The sequence below is a fragment of the Geothrix edaphica genome (assembly GCF_030268045.1).
GTDB classification, from domain to species: Bacteria; Acidobacteriota; Holophagae; order Holophagales; family Holophagaceae; genus Geothrix; species Geothrix edaphica.
This window is the reverse complement of record NZ_BSDC01000002.1, coordinates 89373-110347: the sequence shown is the minus strand read 5'-3', so window position 1 is coordinate 110347 and position 20975 is coordinate 89373. Positions and strand designations below refer to the sequence as shown.

Below are 20975 nucleotides of genomic sequence, written 5' to 3'. Positions count from 1 at the left end.
AATCAGGGATGGCCATGCCACCCCAGATGTGAGGCTAGTCCGGGCTCCGACCTCGGGCAATGGACGCGGGTCACACTTCGGCGTCGAGGCCCTCCCGGCGGATGAGGTGGGCGGCCGTGGCCTTGAAGGAGGCCACCACGGCGCCCCCGGGCCTGAGGTCCAGTTCTGCCAGGGATTGCGCCGTCACGTAGGCCGCCAGGAAGAACCCGCAATCCAGCTCCACCTTGAAGAAGGGGCCCCGGGGGAGGATCTTGGTGACGGTGCCGGGGAAGGCGTTCCGGGCGCTGCTGGATTTGTCGGTTTGTAAAGAGAGGGTCACGTTCTCGGGGCGGATGCCTACCAGGACGGTCTGGCCGGGCTGGGCCTCGCCGATGGCCAGCACTTCCTGGCCGCCCGAGCCCTTGCCGAGTCGCAGGGTCAGCAGGCCCTCCCCGCAGGTGGCCACCTGGCCCCTGAGCAGGGTCTCCATGCCCACGAAGGCCGCCACGATCGGATCCTGCGGGTGGTTCATGACCTCCCGGAGGCCGCCGGTCTGGAGGAGGGTTCCGCCCTGCATCACGGCCAGCCGGTGGGCGAGGCGTGCCGCCTCGCCCTGGTCGTGGGTGGAGATCACTGCGGTGCTGCCGGTCTCGGCGAGGATGTGGCCCAGGTCGTCGAGCAGGCCCTCCCGGGCGGGGGCGTCCAGGGCGGCGAAGGGCTCGTCCAGGAAGAGGATCTCGGGCCCCAAGACGAAGGCCCGGGCCAGGGCGGTGCGCTGGGCCTCGCCCCCGGACAGGTGGCGGGCCGAGCGGTCCAGCAGGTGCCCGATGCCCAGGCGCCCGGCCCAGGCGCGCACGGCCGGCTCGCGCAGGGCGGCGGGAACGCCCCGGAGCTTGAGCCCGGTGGCGATGTTCTGGGCCACGGTGGCGTCGAAGAGCAGCGGGTCCTGGAAGACCATGGTCATGCGGCGGCGGAAGGCCTCGCGCTCCGAGCGGGACCGGAGCTCCACCCCTTGATACAGGAGGGTTCCCCCGGACAGGGGCAGGAGGCCTGCCAGAGCCAGCATCAGGGTGCTCTTGCCGGCGCCGTTGGGCCCCATGAGGGCCAGGACCTCGCCCGCCCGCAGGCCCAGCGCGGGCACATCGAGGACCTGGGTCCCGCCCCGAAGGACCTTCAGGCCCCGCGCCTCCAGGACGGTCGCGCGGCTCATCGGGGCCGGTTCCGCTGCTGGAGGTGCGTGAGCACGGCGTTCACGGTGAAGGCCAGGACCAGCAGCAGGATGCTGAGGGCGAAGGCCACCTCGAAGTTGCCCCGACCCGTCTCCATGACCGTGGCCGTGGTGAGCACCCGGGTCTGCCCCTTGATGTTGCCGCCCACCATGATGGACGCGCCCACCTCGGAGATGACGCCGCCGAAGCCCGCCATGACGGCGGCCAGCAGGGGCAGCCGCGCCTCCTTCAGCAGCAGCCACACCATCTGGGGCCGCGAGGCGCCCAGGGCCAGGATCTGCAGCCGCAGGCCCGGCGGCAGGTGCTGGAGGGCCGAGAGGCTGATGCCGGCGATGATGGGCGAGGCGATGGCGGCCTGGGCCAGGATCATGGCCCAGGGCGTGTACAGGATCTCCAGGAACCCGAAGGGCCCGTTCCGCCAGAGCAGCACGGTGACGAAGAGGCCCACCACCACAGGCGGCAGCCCCATGCCCGTGTTGAGCAGGGCGATGACCAGCCGCTTGCCGGGGAAATCGTTGAGGGCCACGGGGATGGCCACGCCCAGGCCGATCACCAGGCTGATGAGGGTGGCCAGGCCCGAGACCTCGAGAGAGAGCAGGGTGATCCGGAGGACCTCGGGATCCAGCGTGAGCAGCAGCTCCAGCGCCTTCCGCAGTCCCTCCCAGATCAGGTCCATGGGCTCCTACTCTGCTTCGAGGAACGGAAACTTGAGGTCCCGGGGCGGGGTGAAGCTCTCCTTGATGGTGCGCGGAGAGGTCCAGCGGATCAGGTTCAGGAAGCTCCCGGCCTTGTCGTTGGTGCCCGAGGCGCGGGCTCCGCCGAAGGGCTGGTGGCCCACCACGGCGCCCGTGGGCTTGTCGTTGATGTAGAAGTTCCCGGCGGTGTTGGCCAGGGCCTCGGTCAGCTGGTTGATGACGTAGCGGTCGCGGGCGAAGATGGCGCCGGTCAGGGCGTAGGGAGATGTCTCGTCCAGAACCTTCAACGTCTCGTCCAGCTTGGCGTCGTCATAGACATAGATGGTGAGCACCGGCGCGAAGATCTCCTCCTGCATGGTCACGAACTTGGGATTCGTGGTGAGGATGATCGTCGGCTCCACGAACCAGCCCTTCGACTTGTCGCCCTTGCCGCCCACGAGGATCTCAGCCTCCTTCGAGGCCTTCGCCAGCTCGATGTACTTCATGGCGTTGTCGAAGGAAGCCTCGTCGATGACCGCATTGAAGAAGTTGCGGAAGTCGCGCACATCGCCCATGCGGATCTCCCCCATCAGCTCCAGCAGGCGCGCCTTCAGCTCGGGCCAGTGGGAGGCGGGGGCGTAGACGCGGGAGCAGGCGGAGCACTTCTGGCCCTGGTACTCGAAGCTGGCGCGCACGATGCCCGCGGCGGTCTCGTCCACGTCACCGGAGGCGTGCATGAACACGTAGTCCTTGCCGCCGGTCTCGCCCACGATGCGGGGGTAGCCCTTGTAGCGCTCCAGGTTGCCGCTGATGGTCTTCCACATGCTGTTGAAGACGCCGGTGGAGCCCGTGAAGTGGAGGCCCGCGAAGTTGGGATCCTCCAGCGCGATCTTCCCGATCATGGAGCCGCGGCCGGGGATGAAGTTGATGACGCCGTCCGGCAGGCCGGCCTCCTTGTAGAGCTGCATGAGGTAGTAGTTCGACACCACGGACGTGGAAGCGGGCTTCCAAACGACCGTATTGCCCATGACCGCCGGGGCCGTGGGCAGGTTGGCGGCGATGGCCGTGAAGTTGAAGGGCGTCACGGCGAAGACGAAGCCCTCGAGGGCGCGGTAGTGCACGCGGTTCCACACGTGGGGATCTGAGATCGGCTGCTGCTTGTAGATCTCCTCCATGAACTTCGCGTTGTAGCGGAAGAAGTCCGCCGTCTCGCAGGTGCTGTCGATCTCCGCCTGGTACGCGCTCTTCGACTGGCCCAGCATGGTGGCGGCGTTCAGGATGTAGCGGTACTTCCCGGAAATCAGGCTGGCCACCTTGTGGAAGATGGCGGCGCGGTCCTCCCAGGGCGTGGCCTCCCAGTCCTTCTTGGCGGCCAGGGCCGCGTCGATGGCCAGGCGGACCTCGGCCTCGCCGGCCTCGTGGAACCGGGCCAGCACATGCTGGTGGTCGTGGGGGCAGGTGGCCTTCTGGGTCTTCCCGGTGCGCACTTCCTTCCCGCCGATGATGAGCGGGATGTCGAGTTCGAGGGCGTACTGGCGCTCCAGCTCGGCCTTCAGGAGGGCCCGCTCCCGCGAGCCGGGGGCGTAGGGCAGGATGGGCTCATTGTGGGATTCGGGCAGGCTGAAGATGGCGTTGGACATGGGGCTTCCTCCGTCCGGCGGGCCTATTCCGGCTTGCCGGCATCAGGAAAGAATAACGGCGAGCCAAAAGTACCGATTCCGAATTCTTTGATGGTGGTCTGCACATCTTTCGACACCAGGAAGTCAGCAAATGCGCGGGCTCCGCGGGCATTCACCCGGGGATGCCGGGTGGGGTTCACCTCGATGACGTGGTAGACATTCAGGAGGGCCGCATCGCCTTCGCTGAGGATCTGCAAGCCGAGTTTCTTGCGCATGGCCAGGTAGGTGCCCCGATCTGACAGAGTGTAAGCCCGCTTCTCGGCGGCCACGGCCAGGGTCTGCCCCATGCCGAGGCCCGTCTGCTGGTACCAGGCCTGCCCCTCGGCCTTGACGCCCGCGGCGGCCCAGAGCTTCTTCTCCTGCGCGTGGGTGCCCGAGTTGTCGCCCCGGGAGATGAAGACGGCGTGGCCCGCGGCCACGGCCTGGAGGGCCGCGGCGGCGGCCTTCCCGCGCACGTGGGCGGGGTCCGTGGCCGGTCCCAGCAGGATGAAGTCGTTGTGCATGACGAGGCGGCGGTTCACGCCGGAGCCCTCCTTCATGAGCGCCTGCTCGGCCTCAGGGGAGTGCACCAGCAGCACGTCCGCCTCGCCCCGCCGGCCCATGGCGAGGGCCTGGCCGGAACCCACGGCGATGGTCTTCACCCGGTAGCCCGTCGCCTTCTCGAAGCGGGGGATGAGCTCATCCAGCAGGCCCGAGTCCTGGGTGCTGGTGGTGGTGGCGAGGATGAGCGACTGCGGGGCCGGCGGGCCGGCCTGGAGGCCCGCGCAGGCCAGGGAGGCCACAACCAGCCAGGTCCATCCGGGGAATCTCGGGATCCGCATGGTCGCCTCCTCGGCGATGGTTTCGACAAGATACAACGAAGGAGCCTGCTCGACCGGTCCGCCGGTCCGGGTTGTGACCTCAGTCCAGCAGCCGCTTCCGGAAGGCCCGGACATCGGCCTCGATGGCGGTGGCGGCCTTGGCCTGGATCTCCCGGAAGCGCTTCAGGGCCTCTTCGCCGAGGGGCGTCAGGCGGGCGCCGCCCCCCTGGGGGCCCCCCTTGGCCGCCAGCACCACCGGGGACCGGAAGCACTGGTTCATCTCGTCCACCAGCAGCCAGGCTTTCCGGTAGCTCATCTCCAGCAGCCGGGCCGCCGCGGAGATGGAGCCGGTCTGCCCGATGGCCTCTAGGAGGTCGGCCTTCCCCTGGCCGATGGCGATGTCCGTGCCGTAGGCGATGCGGATGCGGATGGAGGCCGCGGGAGAGGCGGGTTTGGCCATGGGGATCTCCGACGGGGCCATTTCAGCACGAAGCCCGGCCTTCGGACTCTGCTAGAAGGGAAGCATGGACTCCACGACTCCGGACCGGCCGATGCGGCGCCCCCTCCTCCGGGTGCTCTGCCCGGAATCGCCCCGGCACTTCCCCTGGGCCCGGCCGGCCCAGCTGGTCCTCCGCAGCCTCCACATCGCGGCCATGGCCCTGGTGCTGGGCGCCATCCCCTTCGGGGCGGACTTCCACACCCTCCGGGCCCCGATCCTCCTCACGGTGGGCAGTGGCGTGCTGCTGTTCGCCATCGACCTGGCCCGGGACGCCGCCATCCTCACCCAGGGCAGCGGGGTGGCCGTCCTGCTGAAGCTGGCCCTGCTGGGCCTGGGCGCCGTCCAGCCCGCCTCGCGCCTGCCCTGGTACCTGGCCGCCACCCTGGTGGCCTCCGTCGGCTCCCACATGCCCGGGGCCTGGCGGCATTTCTCCTTCCTCCAGTGGAGGGTGATCAAGCATCCGGATTGAGGCCATGACCACTCCCGCCGAAGCCCTCCAGTCGATCCTCGCCCGCGTGGCGCCCCTGCCGCCGCGCACCCTGCCGCTGGCGGAGGCCCTGGGCCTGGCCGCGGCCGGGGCCATCCGGTCCGCCGAGCAGGTGCCACCCTTCACCAACTCCGCCATGGACGGCTATGCCGTGCGGGCCGGGGACCTCGCAGCGGCCTCGGCGGAACATCCCGTCCGCCTGCGGGTGCTGGGGGATCTCGCCGCCGGGGCCACGCCGGACCGGGCCGTGGCAGCGGGGACGGCCTGGCGCATCATGACCGGCGCGCCGCTGCCCGAGGGCGCCGATTCCGTGGTGCCCGTGGAGGACACCGTGCGCGGCGCGGACTGGGTGGAGGTCCGGAAGCCTCTCCGGGAGGGCATCCACATCCGCCTGGCGGGCGAGGACATCCAGGCGGGCCTGGCGCTGGTGGAGGCCGGACGGGGCCTGCGCCCCGGCGACCTGGGTGTATTGGCGGCGGTGGGGCACCCCGCCGTGACGGTGCATCCGCGGGCCCGGGTGGCCGTGCTCACCACCGGGGACGAGCTGGTGGAGGCCTCGGAACGGCCCGGCCCCGGTCAGATCCGCGACGCGAACATCCACGCCATCTGCGCCCAGGTGGCCGCCTGCGGGGCTGTCCCGATCCCCTTCGCGCGGGTTCGGGACGACCGGGCCACACTCGCGGGCGTGCTGCGGGAGGCGATGGGGGAGGCCGACGCCATCCTCACCACCGGCGGCATCTCCGTGGGCGACTACGACTTCGTGAAGGCCATCCTGGAGGAGCTGGGCGCGCAGCGCGTCTTCTGGAAGGTGGCCCAGAAGCCGGGCGGGCCGCTGGGCTTCTGGATGCTGGGGGACAAGCCGGTCTTCGGCATCCCGGGCAACCCCGTGGCCGCCATGCTGATGGTGGAGGAATACGTGCGCCCGGCGCTCCGCCGGCTGATGGGCTTCGCGAAGCTCCATCGCCCCGTGGCCGAAGCGCGGCTGGAGGGCGGCTGGACCGGCAAGGCCGGCGACCACCGCACCACCTTCCTGCGGGTGGTGGCCCGGCGCGAGGGCGGCCAGCTTCGGGCGCGGCTCACAGGCCCCCAGGGTTCCGCCATCCTCTCCTCGATGCTCCACACCAACGCCCTGGCCGTGGTTCCCGCGGGGATGGATCGGGTGGAGCCGGGCGGGATGGTTCCGCTCCACCTCACGGAAGAGGCGGAAGATCACTGAGGGAGGTGACCATGGCCATCCGCGTGGTGCGACTGGGAGCGCCGAGAAAGCCCGGCGAGGGCTTGCGGATCGGCACGGTGCGCCGGCCGCCCCGAGGCGTGCCCAAGGCGGAATTCGCCGCTCGCGATTTCTACGACGTGTGGCTGCCGGAGGCGGCGCCCAGCGAGGAGCTGGTGAAGCAGGCCCAGGCCGCCACCAGCGACAAGGACTGGGCGGCCTTCAAGAAGAAATACCGGGCGGAGATGGGCCCTCCCGAGAAGGCGCGGCTCCTGGACCTGCTGGCGGCCCTGTCACACCGGACGGATCTGGCCGTGGGCTGCTACTGCGAGGACGAAGCGCACTGCCACCGCTCCGTGCTGCGGGAGCTGCTGGCGGAGCGGGGCGCGCTCATCCGCTGAGGGCCGCGGGATCCCGCAGGAACACGGTGGCCGCGAAGCGCCGTCCGGTGCGGGGATCCCTCAGGGTGCGCTTGAGTACGAAGTCGAACAGGAGCGGGTTGGCCCGCCAGATCTCGTTGAGGGCCTTCCGCTCGGTCGGCGTGATCAGCTTCAGCTGCACGAGGCCGCGGGTCCAGACGACGAGATCCACGCCGGGCAGGGGGTAATCGCTCCCGTTGAGCAGCCGGGCTTCCAGGTCCCGGGCCAGCAGGGTCTGCAGGGGTCGGGGCAGGCGGTTGATCTGGGTGATGGCGGAGAGGTCGCCGAACAGGCGACCCTGGTACTTCGGATCGTCCAGGAGCCGCAGGAAGAGGTCGAAGTTGGCGGCCGTCTTCCCGGGGTGGTCCAGATCCGCGTTCCGGCCCAGGCTGGCGCAGTGGGCCACGATCACGGTGACGCCGAGGTCCAGCGGGCGCCGCAGGCGCAGCGGGTTCCCGAGGGCCTGGGCGCCCTTGACGGCCACGGCCTTCTCCTCGCCCGCATGGGTGAGCAGGACCACGCCCAGTTCCTTCATGCGGCGGTAGAAGGCGTCGTAGCGCGGATCGGCGGGATCGATGGCCTGGGCGTTGGGGAGCCACTTGAGCAGCCGGACCCCCTTCGCCGCGCAGCGTTCCAGCTCCACGACGGCGTCCTGCCGGGCCGGGTGGATGGAGGCCACGGGGACGAATACATCCGGGTACCGGGCCGCCGCCTCCAGCACGTAATCGTTCGGCACGTGGAACTCCGTGCGGGAGGGATCCGGCGTGCCGTCGGGATGGTAGGCCCGGTCCATGGCCAGGAGGTGGATCCTCACGGGCCTCGGGAAGGCCCGGGCCCGGGCGGCGAGGATGTCCAAGTAGTCCCGGTCGAAGTGGGCGAATCCCTTCACGCCCGTGGCCTTCAGGTAGAGGTTCGTCCCCAGGCGCTTCACAGGGTGCCGGGGGCTGAGCTTCTCGGGATGGACGGAGGTCCCATCGCCGTCCTGGCCCAGGCCGATGGCGTGGACGTGGACATCCACCACGGGCCGGGCCGGATCCAGATCCGAGAAGGCGCGGTCGATGAGGGCCTGGGCGGCGGGGGAGAAGGGCCGTGGCGCCGAGGCCGCGGCGGGCACAGCGAGGCCCAGCGTCACCAGGAGGAATCGGAGCGGCAGGGGGAGCATCCGCCAGGAATACCAGAATCCGCCGGCCGGGAACACGCCCCATGCCACACTATGGCGACCTTGAGGTATCCATGACCGCCGAGCCCTCCTTCCGCGAGAAGTACTCCTTCCCTGCCAGCTACTGGAACGCGAACCTCACGGAGCTGTTCGAGCGGGCGGCCTACTACTCCATGGCCAGCTTCATCGTCATCTACCTGGGGCGGCTCGGCCTGGGCGACTACTGGCCCAGCACCCTGAACGGCGTGCTCTGGTTCCTGGTCTACTTCCTGCCCATCCTCAGCGGCACCATCGCCGATCAGATCGGCTTCCGCCGCAGCCTGCTCCTGGCCTGCGTGCTGCTGGTAGGGGGCTACTTCCTCATGGGCTATCCCGTCTGGTTCGGCGGGCAGACCCTGGCCCTGCAGGCGGGCAAGGAGGTCACGGCGGGACTGGGCGTGATGGTGCCCGTGGCGGCGGCCATCGTGCTGGTCGGCATCGGCGGCTCCTTCGTGAAGCCCTGCATCGCGGGCACCGTGCAGCGCACGCACCTGGGCAAGGCCACCCTGGCCTTCGCCATCTTCTACATGGTGATCAACATCGGCAGCGTGTTCGGGCGCCTCACGGCCTTCTTCGTCCGCACCAAGCTGGGCAAGCTGGACACCATCTTCCTCGTGTCCATGGCCGCCTCGGTGCTGGCCTTCCTGGTGGTGGCGCTGCGCTACCGGGATCCTGAATCCACGGTGGATCCAAGCAAGCCCAGACGCACCATCCCTGAGATATTCTTCGGCATGTTCAAGGTGCTGGGCAGCGGGCGTTTCGCGCTGTTCCTGCTGGTGAGCAGCGGCTTCTACTTCATCTACAACCAGGTCTACAACGTGCTGCCGCTCTACGTGAAGAAGACCGTGGAGCTGAGCCCGGCCATGGACCTCTACACCATGGCGAACCCCATCACCATCGTGCTGTTCCAGCTGCTCATCACCAAGCTGTTCGGCAAGCTGCCGCCCATCAAGTCCATCATCGTGGGCACGGTGATCATCGGCCTCGCCATGCTCATCAACGTGGCGCCGCTCTACTTGGCGGGCGGCGTGACCATAAAGCTGTGGCTCCCCTTGGGCAGCCTCTTCATCGTGATGACCGTGGCCCTCATCGCCTTCGGCGAACTGTTCGCGTCGGCCCGTCTCTACGAGTACATCGGCTCCCTGGCGCCCAAGGGCCAGGAAGGCCTCTTCCTGGGCTATTCCAACCTGCCCATGGCCATCGGCAGCCTGGTGGGCGGCCCCGCGGGCGCCTGGCTCTTCAACAAGGTCATGTGCGCCGGCGCCGTGAAGCAGGCGGACGGCCTCCTGAAGCTGGATCCCAGGGCCGCCGCCACCGGCTGGATCATTCTCACGCTCTTCGGTCTGGGCAGCGCGCTCAGCCTGTGGTTCTACAACCGGTGGCTGCAGAAGCAGAGCTGAAAGAACAAAGATCTGAAGAAGCGGAGGAGAGCGGAGACAGAGAGGAAAGCGGAGAAAGATCGGCCGGTCTTTTCTCCGTTCTCCTCTGCCCCTCTGCTCTCCTCCGCTTATTAAATTCATTTTGAGTGATAATGGATCCTCGCTCCGAGGCTCCCATGTCCAAAAAGGAAACGCCGCTCTTCCCCCTGCGCAAGGGCCTGCACACGCGGCAGGCGCATGTGGACCTGCCCGCGGGCACCTTCGAGGAGGAGCACGCGCGCAACGGATTCTTCGGGCGAACCACGCACCTCTACCGCCTGCACCCAGTGACGGACTGGACCCGCATCGAGGGGCCCCTGCGACCCCACAGCTACGACCTGAACGGATTGGAACCCTCCGCCGATGCGGCCATCCGGGCCTCCATGTTCGGTTCGCAGGATCCCGCCTTCGCGCCCATCTGCATCCTGCACAATGCCGACGTGGCCCTGCACTGGGTGGCGCCCGTTGCCATGGACTTCTTCTACCGCAACGCCGATGGCGACGACGTCTATTACATCCACGCGGGGGGCGGCAAATTGGAGACCACCTTCGGCGCGATCCACTACGTCACGGGCGACTACCTGGTGATTCCGCGCGGTACCACCTACCGCTTCCTTCCGGATTCAACCCCGCAGCGCTATCTGCTCATCGAAAGCTTCAGCGAAGTCACCATCCCCGACCGCAACCAGCTGGGCCCCAACGCCATCTTCGATCCGGCCATGGTGGACACCCCGGAGCTGGAGCCCTACGACGCGACACCACGGGAATGGGCCGTCCACATCAAGCGTGAAAGCCAGATCACGAAGGTGTTCTACCCCTTCAATCCCCTGGACGTGGTGGGCTGGAAGGGCGACCTGACGGTCTGGCGCATCAACGTGAAGGACATCCGGCCCGTCGTCAGCGCCCGCTACCACCTGCCGCCCAGCGCGCACTCCACCTTCATTGCCCACAACTTCGTCATCTGCTCCTTCCTGCCCCGGCCCTTCGAGGAGGAGGAAGGCGCCATGCGCGTCCCCTTCTTCCACTCCAACATCGACTACGACGAGGTGCTGTTCTACAGCGCGGGCCACTTCTTCTCGCGGGACGGCATCGGCGCCGGGATGATGACCTGGCATCCCCAGGGCATCCACCACGGGCCCCACCCCAAGGCGATCCCCCTCAGCCGCACCAAGGACCGCACGGACGAAGTGGCCGTCATGGTGGACGCCTTCCGGCCGCTGAAGGCCACGCCGGCGGCGGAGCTGATGGAGAACGTGAACTATTGGGCTTCTTGGAAGTAGCGCCTGAGGAGGCAATGTCATGAAATGGGCCGTCATCGTCGTGCGCAGCCTGATGGGGCTGCTGTTCCTCTTCGCGTCCATCACGTTCCTGTTCAAGCTCATCACGCCGCCACCGCCCACGGGTGCCATGAAGACCTTCAGCGACGGCCTGATGGCCTCCCGCTACCTCATGCCCACCGTGAAGGTCATCGAGCTGGCCTGCGGCCTGGCCTTCCTGTCGGGACGCTTCGTGCCCCTGGCCACGGTGCTGATCGCGCCCATCATCGTGAACATCGTCCTCGTCCACGCCTTCCTGGCCCCGGAAGGGCTGCCCCTGGCCATCTTCCTAGTGCTGGCCAACGGCTTCCTGGCCTACCACCACCGGGAGAGCTACAGGCCCCTGTTCAAGATGTAGTGGGCATCGCCACCATCGGGGGGGCCTGCTTTTGGTAGCCTGGGGCCGGGAGATCGCCGCATGGTCCTGTCCGATGGGATGTTCACTTTCCTCCAGCCCGTGCCGGGAGGGGCCACGCAGCATGCGGGCCGGTTCCTGGGCTGGATGGAGCGGACCGGCTGGGAGAAGCTCCAGCACCTGCTCCTGGTGGCCCTGGCGGGGCTGGCGCTGCTGCTGGCCGTGAAGCTGGTCACCCGGGCCGTGCGGCGGGCCGTGGATGATGGCAACGAGGATGTGACCACCGACGCCGAGCGCCGGGCGGAGACCCTCGGCAGTGTGCTCACCAATACCGCCCGCGTGGCCGTGGTCGCGTTTCTCCTGCTGATGGTGCTCTCGGAATTCGGGGTGAACATCGGGCCCCTGGTGGCCGGCGCCGGGATTGCGGGCGTGGCCCTGGGCTTTGGCGCCCAGAGCCTGGTGAAGGACGTCATCAGCGGCTTCTTCCTCCTGCTGGAGAACCAGTTCGGCGTGGGGGACATCGTGAACGTGGACGACAAGCACATCGGCACCGTGGAGCGCATGACGCTGCGCGTGACCCAGCTCCGGGACTCGGAGGGCCGCGCCCACTTCGTGCCCAACGGCTCCATCGTGCGGGTGGTGGTGCTGTCCAAGGACTTCGCCCGGGCCCTGGTGGACGTGGAAGTGGACTACGACGCGGACCCCGACCGGGTTTTCGAGGTGCTGAGGGAACTGGGGCGGAAGCTGCATGCGGACCGCCCCGACCAGGTGCTGGAGCCGCTGGAGGTGAAGGGCGTGGAGGCCCTCGGGGCCAGCGGGTTCACCATCCGGACCTTCACCAAGACCGCGCCGGGAGCCCAGTGGGAAGTGGCGCGGGAACTGCGCCGGCGCATCCTCCTGGCCTTCCGCGAGGCCGGCATCGAGATCCCCTATCCCCAGCGGGTGGTGCACCACCGGGGAGCCCCTGGGCTCGAGGTGGATGCCGAGGGCTAGGCCCTCAGCCGCAGACCCGCCAGCCGCCACGCTTCGTCGAGCGCTCCCCGCTCCAGGGCCTCATGGATGGCGTGGTCGAGCCCCTCCGCACCGATGGGGTCGCCGGGAACCCCGAGCATGGCCTCCAGGTCCGGCAGGCCGGGGCTGTTGGCCAGCTGACCCAGGTCGTTGGCGGTGAGGATGCGGCTTTGCTTCAGGGGTTCGGGCAGGGCGTCGTAGCCCAGGGGCTTCCCGGCGGGCTTGGGCACCTGGAACACTGCCGCGCCGCTGGCCCGGGTGTAGAAGGCGCCGCCGTTGCGGCCGATGAGGTCCAGGGCATCGGGGTGGAGGAGGCCGTCCACGAAGCAGTCCTCCCGCACGTGGAAGGCCAGCACCTCGCCGAGGAGCATGAGGCCAGACCCCGGACCGCTGCCCAGCTCCACCACCTGCTGGAGGCGGCACTCCATCTGGAAGGGGCTCTCCGCCACCAGGGCGGGCCGCACGAGCCGCGCGGGCAGCGGCGTGAGGCCGCTCTTGGGGAATTCGTCCACGCCGTCAGGCCACTCGGCGCTGGCCACGTTCATGGGGTGCAGCATGGCGTGGCTCACGGCGGCGATGACGAACTCGCCCGTGGCCACGGCGTTCAGGTAGGTGTGCTTCACGGTGCCGTCGCGGCCCCGGCGGTTGGGCGCGAAGGCCACCGTGGGCGGGTTCGAGCCGAAGGCGTTGAAGAAGCTGAAGGGCGACAGGTTCCGGATGCCGTCCTTCGAGATGGTGCTGGCCAGGGCGATGGGGCGCGGGGCCACGCCGCCGCAGAGGAGGGCGTTGGTCTCGATGGGCGAGAGGTCACCTGGGAGGATGGTTCGAAAGCTCATGGCTTCCCGAAGGCGACGGTCTTCCCGCCGGCGTCCGTCGCCTTGAGGAAGCGGATGAGGCCTTCGCAGTAGGTGCGCTGGTCGTCCCACATGGCCATGTGGCTGCCGTTGGGGCAGAGCAGGAAGCTGCCGTGCTGCACCTGGGTGGAGACCCACTTCATGTGGGCGGGGTCCATGGTGTCGTAGGTGCCGCCGATGACCAGCGTGGGCATGGCCAGCTTCGGCAGGTCGGCCTTGCGGTCCCACTTCTCCAGGCGGCCGGAGGCGCCGAACTCGCTGGGGCCCTGCATGAGCACGTAGATCTGCTTGTTGATCTTCCCGAAGCCCCGGTTCGCGGCGTCCGGCCACTCCGGGAGGCGGCACAGGTGCTTTGTGTAGAAATTCGGCAGCAGCAGCTCCATGTACCGCGGGCTCTCGTACTGCCCCTTGGCCTCCAGCTCCTTCACCTCTTTCACCACAGCGGGGTCCATGCCCTTGGCCAGCACCTCCTCGGCGTACCGGTTGTAGTCGGGGATGCTCATCATCATGTTGGAGATGATCAGACCCTTGAGGTTCGCGCCGTATTTCAGGGCGTATTCCGTGGCGAGGATGCCGCCCCAGGAGTGGCCCAGCAGGTAGAAGTTGGAGCGGTCGAGCCCCAGGGCCTTCCGGACCTGCTCGACTTCCTCGACGAACCGCTCCGTGGTCCAGAGGTCGGTGTCTTTGGGCTGGTCCGAGTAGGCGCTCCCCAGCTGGTCGTAGTAGATGAACTCGATGCCTTCGGCGGGAAGGTAGCCCTCCAGCGACTCGAAGTACTCATGGGTGGCGCCGGGCCCGCCGTGGAGCAGCAGCACCTTGATGCGCGGGTTGTTCCCGAAGCGCTTGGTCCAGACCTTGAAGGTGCCCTTGGGCGTCTGGACGGGGATGAGCTTCACACCGCCCTCGCGGACCGCTGAAGCGTCTGCGAAATAGGAGTGCAGGCTGGGAGCCTTCTGGGCGGAGGCTCCCGCCGATCCGAGCAGCAGCGCGAGGAGAAGGACGAAGAGGCGTCGCATGGAGGCTCCAGGCAGGGGGGATGCCCCAGTCAAGTCAGTCTCCGGCCTCGCCGCTGGGCGTGCCGGCGTAGAGGTCCGGGAGCGTGCCACCCACGAGGGACGCGGGCACGTCCACCAGCCGCTCCGGCGCGTGGGTGACGGTGTTCACCAGGCGGCCCAGGCCCTCGACCTCCAGCACCACCTCGTCACCGGCCTTGAGCCAGAGGTTGTCGGTGACCTTCGACCCGTTCAGCTCCAGCAGGCAGCCCGTCCCCACGGTGCCGCTGCCGACGACCTCACCGGCCTGCATCTGGATGCCGTAGCTGCTGCGCTGGAGGATCTGGGCGAAGGTCCAGTTCATGCTGTCGGCGTTGCCGTCGGACAGGCGGTGGCCGTTCACGTCGCAGGTCATGCGGGCGTGGAGCAGCTCGCCGGCGGCGGTCCGTTCCAGGTTCAGCTCATCCTTGGTGACGAGCCACGGGCCCAGGCTGGTGGCGAAGTCCTTGCCCTTGCAGGGGCCCAGGGAGAGCTTCATCTCCTCCATCTGGAGCATGCGGGCGCTCCAGTCGTTCATCACCATGTAGCCGAAGATGGCCGCGTCCGCCTCCTCCAGTGTGGCGTTCCTCAGGGGGCGGCCCGTGACGATGGCCACCTCCAGCTCGAAGTCCAGGCGCACGAGGTGGTGGTCCTGCACCAGCACTTTGCCGGGGCCCGTGACGGCCAGGTGGTTGGTGAAGTAGGTGACGGGGAAGAGGTCGAACTCGGGGATCATCTCGAGCCCGCGGTTGCGGCGCGCCGTGGCCACGTGCTGGCGGAAGGCGTAGCCGTCGCGCATGGACACAGGTCGGGGCACGGGGGCCAGCAGGCGCACGGTGCCGGGATCGACGAGGGCCTGGGCCGGCGGCGCGGCGGCCAGGGCCCGGGCCAGGGGCAGCAGCTCGTCCTGGCGGCGGATGAGGGTCAGCATGTCCACGGCCAGGCGGGGCTCGGCGGCGGCGAAGTCGAGGATGCGGCCGTCCGCCATCACGGCGCCGGTCTTCTCGGCGTCGGCCTTCAGGAACGTCACCAGCTTCATCGGAGGCTCCGCAAAACCTCAGTGTAATGCCGGAAAAACACGACTCCAGCATCGTCATTCACGGTGGATCTGGCGAGGTACACTTGGGCCATGCGCGCCCTCCTCCTCGCCACGACCCTCCTGCTGCCGGGAACCGCCATGACGCCCTCCGTCCCGACGATCGCTGCCCGCCTCGAACCCCTGCGCCTGGGCCAGCTGCAGGTGTGGAAGCTGCAGGACGGGCGGCTCTCTCTCGCCGCCTCGCTCCTCAAGGGCCTCGATGCGGCGGAGGCGCGGCGGCTGCTGGGCGACCGGGACGCTGCGGACACACCGGTGAACGCCTACCTCGTGCGGATGCCAGGCCACACCGTCCTGGTGGACACCGGCACTGGGAAGGATCCTGAGGAGGACTCGGGCCACCTGACCGAGCAGCTCGCAGCGGCGGGCGTGGCACCCTCGGACGTTGACCTCATCCTCATCACCCACGAACACTTCGACCACATCGGCGGCCTGCTGAAGGCAGACGGAACGCGGGCCTTCCCCAGGGCGGTCCTGCGGGTGGCCCGCCGCGAGCACGCCTTCTGGACGGAGGATCCCTCACGCCTGCCCGAGCGCCTGCGGGACCGGGCGCCGAAGCTGAAGGCCCTCTTCGAGGTCTACGGAAAAGCCGGCGCCTTCCGCCCCTTTGAGGACGGCGAGGAACTCGCTCTGGGCCTCCGGGCCCTCCCGGCCCACGGCCACACCGGCGGCCACACGGTCTACGCCTTCACCTCCGGAGGCCATGAGCTCTGGTGCATCGGCGACCTCATCCACTTCGGGGCGGTGCAGTTCCAGCGGCCCGAGGTGGGCGTCGCCTTCGACCTGGATGGGGACCGTGCCGTGAAGGTCCGCCAGGACCTGTTCCGCGAGGCCGTACACCGGAAGGTGGTGCTGGCGGGCGCTCACCTGCCGCAGATCGTGCGGATCGCGCCGAAGGGGGCGGGCTACGAGGCGGTGCCGGTACGCTGAGGCCTCAGAGCAGGCCCAGCAGCGTCTCCGCGGCCTCGTGGATCCGCGCGGGGGGCGTGCTGAGGGGGGGCAGCAGGTAGAGGCAGTCGCCCATGGGCCGCACCAGCAGGCCATGGTCCAGGGCCCGGCGGTGGAGGCGCCAGCCGAAGCGATCCTCGGTGTCGTGGGCCGCGCCGGTGGCGGGATCCACCAGCCGGCAGGCGCCGATGGTGCCCAGCACCCGGGCCTGGCGCACGGCGGGATGGGCGGTCAGGGCCGTGAAGGCCGCCGTCATCGCTTCGTTCAGGGCGGCGGCATTCGCCAGCACGGGCTCGTCATCGAAGAGGGCGAGGCTGGCGCAGGCCACGGCGCAGGCGATGGGGTTGCCGGTGTAGCTGTGGCCGTGGAGGAAGGCGCGGCCCGAGGCGGGCGTGCCCCAGAAGTGGCCGTAGAGCTCCTCCGTGGCCCAGGTCATGGACAGGGGCAGGGTGCCGCCCGTGAGGCCCTTGGAGAGGCAGAGCAGGTCCGGCGCGACGGCCGCCTGTTCGCTCGCGAGGAAGGTGCCCGTGCGGCCGAAGCCCGTGGCCACCTCGTCGAGGATCAGGTAGACGCCGAAGGCATCGCACTGGGCCCGCAGCTCCTGCAGGAGTTCCGGCGGCCACATGCGCATGCCGCCCGCACACTGGATGAGCGGCTCGGCGATGAAGGCCGCGAGGCGCTCCCCGTGGGTGGCGAAGAAGGCGGCCATGGACTGGCGGGCCGCCTCCAGGCGCTCGGGCCAGCCGGCAAGATCAGGTGACACCTCGCGCCGCGGATCCTCGGGCACCTCCAGCCGCTCGCAGGCCAGCAGCAGGGGCCGGAAGAGGCCCGTCATGAAGTTGTCCAACTCCCCCACGCCCACGGCGCCGAGCGTGTCGCCGTGATAGCCGCCCCGCAGCGCGCCGAAGCGGTCGCGGCCCGTCTCGCCCCGCTGCAGCTGGGCCTGGAAGGCCATCTTGAGGGCCACCTCCACGGCCGTGCTGCCGTCGTCGGAAAAGAAGGCCCGGGTGAGGTTCGGCGGGAGCTTCGGCCGCAGCCGCACCACCAGCTCCAGGGCGGGCTCGTGGGTGAAGCCCGCGAACATCACGTGATCGAGCTTCGCGGCCTGACGCTCCAGGGCGCTCACCAGCCTCGGATGGCCATGGCCATGCAGGCAGGTCCACCAGCTGGAGACGCCGTCCAGTACCCGCTCGCCGTTGGCCAGCAGGAGGTCGCAGCCCTCACCGCCGACCACCGGCACCGGCGGGTCCGCCTCGTGCACCTGCATCTGGGTGAAGGGGTGCCACACATGGGCGCGATCCAGGGCGAGGCGGTCGGTCCAGTCGGGGGGCAGGGGCGTGGGCATGCCCCCAGTCTAGATGAGCCCGGTTCACCCGTCGGGTTCGCGGCGGCGGAGCTCCGGATGGAGCCGCTTCGCGCAGTCCGGGCAGATGCCGTGGGAGAAGTCGGCCTCTGTGTGCTGGGAGATGTAGGTCTCAAGCTGGTTCCAGGAGCCCTGGTCATCGCGGATCTTCTTGCAGGAGGCGCAGATGGGGATGATTCCGTGGAGCGTCTTGATGGTGTCCAGGGCGGTCTGGAGTTCCCCGGTGCGCGTGGCGACGCGCAGTTCCAGCGTGTCTTTCAGGTTGTTCAGCTCGCGGAAGGAGACCCGGAGCGCGTGCGTCATCTGCTGGAAGCGGTCATTGAGGTGCTGGATCTCCGCGATGCGGCTGGGGGCGAGGACCAGGTCGGTGCCTGGCGTTTCGCCGAGGTGCTCGGGGAAGGCGCGGGTGGCTTCCTCCAGGCGCGCAATGGCCCGGGTGAACCTCCGGCTCAACAGGTAGGCCAGGGCGATGGTCAGGAGGATGAGGAGCAGGAGGGTGCTGAGGCCCTGGATGGTGATCCGGGCCAGGTCCCCGTTCAGCGGGGCCAGGGGCGACTCCAGCACCACCGTCCAGGGGAGCTGCGGGCTCAGGATGCCCTCCCGGAGGATGATGGACTCGCCCCACCGCTGCATGGTGCTGCGCCCAGGCCGGGCCGGGGGGATGACGTGCCAGACCCTCTCGGCGAGCGGGCGGCGCTCGCCGGGCGAGGGCGTGAAGGCCGACATCCTGGCCAGGTCCTTCCGGGTGCTCGAGATCACATGCCCGGAGCGGTCGAGGAGGGTCAGCCAGGCATCGACGGAGCCGGCGACGATGGCGAGGACCTCCTGGATCTGCTTGGCATCCACGGCGCCGACGCAGCAGCCGTCGTACCGCCCATTCCGGACCACGGGGACAAGGAGGAGCACGATCGGCTCCGGCCTGCCCACGCGGTCCATGACCACGTCGGACACTTGGGGGCTCAGGGATTCCCGCAGGACCGGGATGTAGGGCCGATCGGCGAGGTTCCGCCCGAGGGAGGGATGCCCCAGGTCATCGACCAGGGGGCTGAACGCGATGATGTCCGCGTGGACATCCAGCACGCCCACCCGCTTGAAGGCCGGCATGGCCGTCCGGATGGCCTCCACGGCGCGCTGCAGATCCTCCCGCCGCGGGTCGGGCCGGGCGGCCAGGCTCGCCAGCGCGGCGACGCTCTGATGGCGGTCCCCGATCCAGGTCTGGAGGGCCTGGCGGGCCACCAGGTCCAGTCCGGCACTCCGGCGGACCAGGTCCTGCTCGCCCTGGCGGGCCTCGTGGCGGACGAAGGCCGTCAGGTAGATGAGGGCCGGGAAGGTCACCAGCGACACCATGGTGACGAAGACCACGGAGCGGAAGGCCGGGCGGGCCACTCCTTTCGGATTGCGCCAGGCGCGCCAGGCCAGATGGATGAGGTAGGCCAGCAGGGTGTTGATGATCCCGTTGACGGCCTGCTTCAGGATGATGAGCACGGTGCCCTGGGCATCGATATGCAGCGCTTGGTGGTAGAAGAGCCAGACCAGGGGTGCCCCGAGCACGGCCCAGAAGGCGATGTCCGCCACCAGGAGGTCCCAGGCCCGGCGCCGGACGAGCCAACCCACCATGAAGGCCTCGCACGCGAAGACCACCAGGGCCCAGGGGTGGTTCCAGAGCACGACGGTCGTGCTGCCCGCGATCAGGGCCGCCGCCACCGCGGGGCCGACCCCGGCGCGGAGGATCACGAGCATCACGAAGACCGATCCGAAAATGACGTCGACGCTGAAGAAGATCTCTAAGCGCAGGGCATTGAGCAGCAGCCCGGCGACTCCGAACAGGAGCGCCAGGAGCAACTGGCTGCGCAGCGGGGGCAGGGGGGCCGGCATGGGGTCCTTTCCGAGGGGAAAGGGAACGGCTGAAGGGGGCGCCATTGGGCCTGCTCGGCCGAAGCGCAGGATGCCAAGGTGATGACCCCTGGTGATGTGGGTTGCCTGAAGATAGTGTATGGATCGGTTCGTGGCGCTCTGGAAGTTATTTCAGGACATGAACGGGAATGGGAAGAAATCCTTGTAAGAGGGTCGCATTCTCTCTTGCTGCCTCCCGCGGCACGCCATCAGCGCCTGGGTTGAGCAGCACGGACTCGATGCGCCAGCCGCGGAGCATGAGGGCCTCGGCGCTGAGCAGGGTGTGGTTGAGGGTGCCCAGGCCGCCCAGGGCCACCAGCACGCAGGGGATCTGCAGCTCCGTGGCCCAGGCCAGGAAGTGGACCTTCGGCGCCAGGGGCACCATGAGGCCGCCCACGCCTTCCAGCAGGACCCGGCCCTCGGCGGGGCGGCGGCACCAGGCGGCGGTGGCTTCCAGGTCCAGCACACGGCCTTCCCGCAGGGCCGCGGCCAGGGGCGAGAGCGGCGCCCGCAGCAGGACATGGCTTTCGGCGGTGATGCCCGGACCCGCCACGGCGCTGGCGTCCGCCTCGGGGTGATCCGCCCGGTCCACACCGGTCTGGAAGGGCTTGCGGTAGGCGACCGGGCCGCACTCCGCCCAGCTGCGCGCGATGCGCGAGGCCACGAAGGTCTTCCCCACGCCCGTTCCGGTTCCGAGGACCCAGAGCGGGCTGGGGAGGGCGTCGAGGTTCAGCATGGGGTCTGGGGGGCAGATCAGCGGGGGGCGCCGCCCTTGTTGAGCTGGGCCAGCAGCTGGCGGGCCTGGGTGGCCTGCTCGCTGTTCGGGGCGATGACCAGGACCTTGTTCCAGGCCTTGGCGGCCTCGTCAGGCTTGTGGAGGTCGCCGGCGTACACGATGCCGAGGTTGAAGAGGCTGGGCACATGGGCCGGATTGATCTTGCCGGCCTTCTGGAAGTTGGCGATGGCCTTGTCGAACTGGTTGAGCTGGCGGTACATCACGCCCTGGTCCGTGAGGATGTCCGGGTCATCGGGCTTCAGGGCCAGGGCCTTGGCGTAGGCGTCCACGGCCTTCTGGGGCTGGTGGCTGTCGAAGTAGTCGTTGCCGAGACCCACCCAGGCGTCGTGGTTCTTGGGCTCGGCCTTCACGATGCCTTCCATGCGGATGATGCGGGCCTGCACCTCGGCGTTCGGAAGGCCCATCCCCGGCGGGAGCTGGCCGGGAGCGGCGACGCCGGCTCCCATGCCGCCGCCCAGGGAGGGGGCGGGCAGGACCACACCGGCCGTGGGGGCGGCCGTGGTGACGGTGGTCTCTTTGGCGCTACCGGCGCCGACGAAGTAGCCCGCCAGGAAACCGGCGACGAGGCCTCCAGCCAGGGCGAACATGATGTTCCGGTTCAAAAGCCACCTCCTGAGGACCTATCGGTCACCTGGAATTCTCCCACAGGTCCTGTCGGGGACCAGTCTGCCTGCGAAAAAAGGTGCTGGATTCCCGGATGGGACTGGTCCGTGCCAG

Annotated in this window: 21 protein-coding genes; 8 read left to right on the top strand and 13 right to left on the bottom strand. The window is 69.0% G+C overall.

What is annotated here, in order from left to right; genetic code table 11:
- Positions 1–70: 70 nt before the first annotated feature.
- The 5 genes from QSJ30_RS08340 to QSJ30_RS08320 all read right to left on the bottom strand — a co-directional run bounded on the left by QSJ30_RS08340 (position 71) and on the right by QSJ30_RS08320 (position 4821).
- Complete coding sequence (locus tag QSJ30_RS08340) at positions 71–1189, bottom strand: ABC transporter ATP-binding protein (protein WP_285608287.1); 1119 nt, start codon at positions 1187–1189, stop codon at positions 71–73.
- A complete protein-coding gene (locus QSJ30_RS08335) occupies positions 1186–1884 on the bottom strand; it encodes an ABC transporter permease (RefSeq protein WP_285608286.1) in 699 nt (232 codons plus the stop codon). The genes QSJ30_RS08340 and QSJ30_RS08335 overlap by 4 nt, the downstream gene beginning before the upstream one ends.
- Positions 1885–1890: 6 nt before the next feature.
- A complete protein-coding gene (pruA, locus tag QSJ30_RS08330) occupies positions 1891–3522 on the bottom strand; it encodes an L-glutamate gamma-semialdehyde dehydrogenase (RefSeq protein ID WP_285608285.1) in 1632 nt (543 codons plus the stop codon).
- A 23-nt stretch (positions 3523–3545) separates the two neighbouring features.
- Complete coding sequence (locus QSJ30_RS08325; protein ID WP_285608281.1) at positions 3546–4382, bottom strand: ABC transporter substrate-binding protein; 837 nt, start codon at positions 4380–4382, stop codon at positions 3546–3548.
- Positions 4383–4461: 79 nt separating this feature from the next.
- Positions 4462–4821: a winged helix-turn-helix domain-containing protein gene (locus tag QSJ30_RS08320; protein ID WP_285608276.1), complete on the bottom strand. Its 360-nt coding sequence runs from the start codon at positions 4819–4821 to the stop codon at positions 4462–4464.
- A 64-nt stretch (positions 4822–4885) separates the two neighbouring features.
- On the opposite strand from QSJ30_RS08320, the gene QSJ30_RS08315 reads away from it, so the two are divergent.
- From QSJ30_RS08315 to QSJ30_RS08305, 3 genes are read left to right on the top strand one after another with little or no spacing between them, the layout of a single operon-like run.
- The gene (locus QSJ30_RS08315) at positions 4886–5329 is read left to right on the top strand and encodes a hypothetical protein (RefSeq protein ID WP_285608274.1); all 444 of its coding nucleotides are present in this window, start codon (positions 4886–4888) and stop codon (positions 5327–5329) included.
- 4 nt (positions 5330–5333) lie between these two features.
- Positions 5334–6563 carry a molybdopterin molybdotransferase MoeA gene (locus tag QSJ30_RS08310; protein WP_285608272.1) on the top strand — a complete coding sequence of 410 codons (1230 nt, stop codon included), beginning with the start codon at positions 5334–5336 and terminating at the stop codon, positions 6561–6563.
- Between the two features lie 11 nt (positions 6564–6574).
- Positions 6575–6961 (top strand): DUF488 domain-containing protein, encoded by a 387-nt coding sequence (locus QSJ30_RS08305; protein WP_285608270.1) that lies wholly within the window; start codon positions 6575–6577, stop codon positions 6959–6961.
- On the opposite strand, the gene QSJ30_RS08300 is transcribed toward QSJ30_RS08305, so the two are convergent.
- The gene (locus QSJ30_RS08300) at positions 6951–8141 is read right to left on the bottom strand and encodes an amidohydrolase family protein (protein WP_285608268.1); all 1191 of its coding nucleotides are present in this window, start codon (positions 8139–8141) and stop codon (positions 6951–6953) included. The genes QSJ30_RS08305 and QSJ30_RS08300 overlap by 11 nt on opposite strands.
- A gap of 71 nt (positions 8142–8212) precedes the next feature.
- On the opposite strand from QSJ30_RS08300, the gene QSJ30_RS08295 reads away from it, so the two are divergent.
- The 4 genes from QSJ30_RS08295 to QSJ30_RS08280 all read left to right on the top strand — a co-directional run bounded on the left by QSJ30_RS08295 (position 8213) and on the right by QSJ30_RS08280 (position 12259).
- Positions 8213–9577: an MFS transporter gene (locus QSJ30_RS08295; RefSeq protein ID WP_285608266.1), complete on the top strand. Its 1365-nt coding sequence runs from the start codon at positions 8213–8215 to the stop codon at positions 9575–9577.
- Between the two features lie 155 nt (positions 9578–9732).
- The gene (locus QSJ30_RS08290; protein ID WP_285608264.1) at positions 9733–10875 is read left to right on the top strand and encodes a homogentisate 1,2-dioxygenase; all 1143 of its coding nucleotides are present in this window, start codon (positions 9733–9735) and stop codon (positions 10873–10875) included.
- A gap of 19 nt (positions 10876–10894) precedes the next feature.
- The gene (locus tag QSJ30_RS08285; RefSeq protein ID WP_285608262.1) at positions 10895–11269 is read left to right on the top strand and encodes a DoxX family membrane protein; all 375 of its coding nucleotides are present in this window, start codon (positions 10895–10897) and stop codon (positions 11267–11269) included.
- A 60-nt stretch (positions 11270–11329) separates the two neighbouring features.
- A complete protein-coding gene (locus QSJ30_RS08280) occupies positions 11330–12259 on the top strand; it encodes a mechanosensitive ion channel family protein (RefSeq protein ID WP_285608260.1) in 930 nt (309 codons plus the stop codon).
- On the opposite strand, the gene QSJ30_RS08275 is transcribed toward QSJ30_RS08280, so the two are convergent.
- Genes QSJ30_RS08275 through QSJ30_RS08265 form a run of 3 tightly spaced genes read right to left on the bottom strand, consistent with a single transcriptional unit; the run spans position 12256 to position 15201 of the window.
- The gene (locus tag QSJ30_RS08275) at positions 12256–13113 is read right to left on the bottom strand and encodes a flavin reductase family protein (protein ID WP_285608258.1); all 858 of its coding nucleotides are present in this window, start codon (positions 13111–13113) and stop codon (positions 12256–12258) included. The genes QSJ30_RS08280 and QSJ30_RS08275 overlap by 4 nt on opposite strands.
- A complete protein-coding gene (locus QSJ30_RS08270) occupies positions 13110–14147 on the bottom strand; it encodes a proline iminopeptidase-family hydrolase (protein WP_285608256.1) in 1038 nt (345 codons plus the stop codon). The genes QSJ30_RS08275 and QSJ30_RS08270 overlap by 4 nt, the downstream gene beginning before the upstream one ends.
- Positions 14148–14181: 34 nt before the next feature.
- Positions 14182–15201, bottom strand: coding sequence for a fumarylacetoacetate hydrolase family protein (locus QSJ30_RS08265; protein ID WP_285608254.1), 1020 nt, complete (start codon positions 15199–15201; stop codon positions 14182–14184).
- A 90-nt stretch (positions 15202–15291) separates the two neighbouring features.
- Between QSJ30_RS08265 and QSJ30_RS08260 the strand changes: the two genes are divergently transcribed.
- Complete coding sequence (locus QSJ30_RS08260) at positions 15292–16188, top strand: MBL fold metallo-hydrolase (RefSeq protein WP_285608251.1); 897 nt, start codon at positions 15292–15294, stop codon at positions 16186–16188.
- 4 nt (positions 16189–16192) lie between these two features.
- On the opposite strand, the gene bioA is transcribed toward QSJ30_RS08260, so the two are convergent.
- From bioA to QSJ30_RS08240, 4 genes are all read right to left on the bottom strand, one after another.
- A complete protein-coding gene (gene bioA, locus QSJ30_RS08255) occupies positions 16193–17551 on the bottom strand; it encodes an adenosylmethionine--8-amino-7-oxononanoate transaminase (protein WP_285608249.1) in 1359 nt (452 codons plus the stop codon).
- A gap of 24 nt (positions 17552–17575) precedes the next feature.
- Positions 17576–19444 carry a PDC sensor domain-containing protein gene (locus QSJ30_RS08250; protein ID WP_285608247.1) on the bottom strand — a complete coding sequence of 623 codons (1869 nt, stop codon included), beginning with the start codon at positions 19442–19444 and terminating at the stop codon, positions 17576–17578.
- A 145-nt stretch (positions 19445–19589) separates the two neighbouring features.
- Positions 19590–20198, bottom strand: coding sequence for a dethiobiotin synthase (gene bioD, locus QSJ30_RS08245; protein ID WP_285608245.1), 609 nt, complete (start codon positions 20196–20198; stop codon positions 19590–19592).
- A 17-nt stretch (positions 20199–20215) separates the two neighbouring features.
- Positions 20216–20860 (bottom strand): tetratricopeptide repeat protein, encoded by a 645-nt coding sequence (locus tag QSJ30_RS08240; protein WP_285608243.1) that lies wholly within the window; start codon positions 20858–20860, stop codon positions 20216–20218.
- Positions 20861–20975 lie beyond the last annotated feature (115 nt).